This is a genomic window from Bifidobacteriaceae bacterium (genome assembly GCA_031281585.1).
In the GTDB taxonomy this organism is placed as follows: Bacteria; Actinomycetota; Actinomycetes; order Actinomycetales; family WQXJ01; genus JAIRTF01.
Map to the genome: position 1 here is coordinate 1 of JAITFE010000160.1, position 2803 is coordinate 2803.

The 2803-nt window shown below is 67.4% G+C and carries 2 protein-coding genes; both read left to right on the top strand.

Annotated features, from left to right (window positions below; translation table 11 throughout):
• Positions 1-1251, top strand: a 1251-nt coding sequence (locus LBC97_16485; protein MDR2567614.1) for a hypothetical protein, incomplete at its 5' end; no start/stop codon positions are given.
• Between the two features lie 83 nt (positions 1252-1334).
• On the top strand, positions 1335-2803 hold a 1469-nt coding region (locus LBC97_16490), incomplete at its 3' end, for a hypothetical protein (GenBank protein ID MDR2567615.1).

A 2803-nucleotide genomic window follows, 5' to 3' on the forward strand; every position in this document is an offset into this window, starting at 1 on the left:
CCGTGGCCGGTCGTGGTGGACAGCCCCCTTGGCGACATCCCTTTGACCTATTACTTCGGGTTCTGGCTGCCAGCCGCACTGGTCGGCAAGGCTGCCGGGCTGGCGGCGGGTTGGGCGGCCCTGTTGGCCTGGACCGGGATTGGGCTGACCATCTTCACCGTGCTGGTGTTCGCCTTGCTGAAGCGATTCGCGGTGTGGCCGGTGGTTGTGTTCGCCATCTTCGGGGGAATGGACCTGATCGAGAAGCTGATTTGGGGCACAGTTGACGGATTCGCCAGCATCAACTCGGTCGAATGGATCGACCTGGAGTACCTGTACTGCTTCACGTCTTTCGGCGACCAATTGACCACGGTGTTCAACCAGGCGGTGCCGGCGTGGATCCTCACGGCGTTGGTGCTGTCGCAGCGGGACAACCGGTCGGTGGTCGCCGTGTGCGCGCTGGGCGCCATCGAGTGCCCGCTGCCGGAGGTCGGGTTGGCGGTGATCGTGGCCGTTTGGATGGCGCGGCGGCCTGGCGGGGACCCCGCTGACTGGTCCGTCGCCGCTGCGGCGGCCGGTGACGGAAGCAGCGTTTCCCGCAGTTGGGCGCGGATCCGCGCCGCTGTCGCGGAGGCCATCTCGCCTCAAAACGTCGTGATCGGGGCGATCGGCTTGGCGGTTTTCGGGTCGTTCCTGGCTTCAACGTTGAATCAGGTCGGCCTAACGGCACAGCCGCCGCAAACATCAAGGGATATTGCCCGGCTTGCGGTGTTCTGGGTGTTCGAGTTCGGGGTGATGTTCGCGCTGATTCGCCGTCCGTGGCGGGGCAGCCCGCTGTGGTGGGCGGCGTTGGGGACCATGCTTGTCTTGCCTCTGGCGCGCGTTGGCGTCTTCAACGACTTGAACATGCGGGCTGTGATTCCCGCCCAAGTGGTGCTCTACTTGATGGTCTGCTGGACCTTGGCGCAGGCCAAACGCCCTTGGCGGTCTTTCCAGGCTGCGGCGCTGGCGCTGGTCTTGGCGGTCGGATCAGGGTCAACGCTTCACACCGCCTTCTTCTACGGGGAGGCCGACCTGCGGGCGGGCGGCTTTGTGGCCCAGGGCGCGGACTGGCGGAACGCCCGTCAAAGTGTGATGAAGCGGCTGGTCCCGTCATGGCGGGAAAACCCGACCGCCCAGGAGCCGTACTGGCGCCAGTACTTCGGCGACCAGGACGGCCTGTTCTACCGCGTTTTCGCGAGGACGCCCGCCTCCGAGCGGGCGGGACGCTGAGGCCGCCGATGCCGTCCGCCGCGCGATCCGCAGAACGAGCCGTTGGCGGACTTCCGCTTTCTGGGGGTTTGTCGCCTTGGCCGGTGCGGGCCGGCTACGCGTATTTGGCGATTCCAGCCGCACTGTTCTTGGTGGGCTGGCTGAGGTGGTGGTGGGCGGTACCGGCGTTGGCCGCTTTGGCGGTCGGCTTTTGGCGGATGTGGGTTCAGGCCCCGAAGGTGTGGGTGCCGGCGTGGAGCCGCCGCACGGTAGCGGTCGCCGCCATGGTGTGCGTGGTTCTGGGCGTTGGGGTGGTGTTTTCGGGTATCGGGGGCATCTCCCATCAGCACTGGGACCACGGTTGGCGGAACGCCATCTTCGAGATGCTGGTAGCCGAACGGTGGCCGGTGGTCTTGGACAGCCCCCTCGGCGGGGTCCCCTTGACGTACTACCTGGGCTTTTGGCTGCCCGCCGCCCTGGTCGGCAAGGCGGCCGGGTTGGTCGCGGGCTGGGCGGCTCTGCTGGCGTGGGCCGGTGCCGGGCTAGCCATTCTAGCCGTGCTGGTGTCCGGCCTGTTGAGACGGTTCGCGGTGTGGCCAGTGTTGGTGTTCGCTGTCTTCGGGGGGATGGACCTGGTGGAAAAGGCCGTCTGGGGCACCGCCGACGTGTTCAAGTCGGTCGGGTCGGTCGAGTTCATCGACTCCGCGCGCCTTTACGGCTTCACGTCTTTCGGCGACCAGTGGACCACGGTGTTCAACCAGGCGCTGCCCGCGTGGATCCTGACCGTGCTGGTCCTCTCGCAGCGGGACAACCGGTCGGTGGTTGCCGTGTGCGCGCTGGGCGCCATCGAATGCCCGCTGCCGGAGGTCGGACTGGCGGTGATCGTGGCCGTTCTAATGTTCTGGTGCACGGGCGGCGTGGTTTCGGCCGGCCAGCCGGCCGAAACCACCGGGCGCAGCACGGGCGGACGTTTGTCGCGCGCTTGGGCGCGGGCGCGCGCCGCCGCTGGGGGGGCCGCCACCTCGCAGAACGCCCTGGTCGGGGCCGTCGGGGCGGTCGTGTTCGGGTCGTACTTCGCCGCGACGCTGAATCAGACGGCGCTGGCGGTCCAGCTGCCGCAGACCCCCACAGATGTGGCTCGGTTGGCGGTGTTCTGGGTGTTCGAGTTCGGGATCATGTTCGCGCTGATCGCCCGCCCGTGGCGGGGCAGCCCGCTCTGGTGGGCGGCGCTCGGCACAATGCTCGTCCTGCCCCTCCTGCGGGTCGGCGCCTTCAACGAGTTGAACATGCGCGCGGTGATCCCCGCTCAGGTGGTTTTGTACATGATGGTTTGCTGGACCCTGGCGCAGGCGAAACCTCCTTGGCGGTCTCTCCGTGCCGTGGCCTTGGCAGTGATCCTCGCGCTGGGGTCTGGTTCCACGCTTCACACGGCCGTCTTCCACGGCCGGTCCAGTCTCCGCGCGATCGAATCGGTTGTTCAAGGGACGAATTGGCGGGTCGCGCGTCAAACTCTGCTGGCCCGTCTGGTCCCGTCCTGGCGGGATGACCCGACCGCCGTGGAACCCTATTGGCG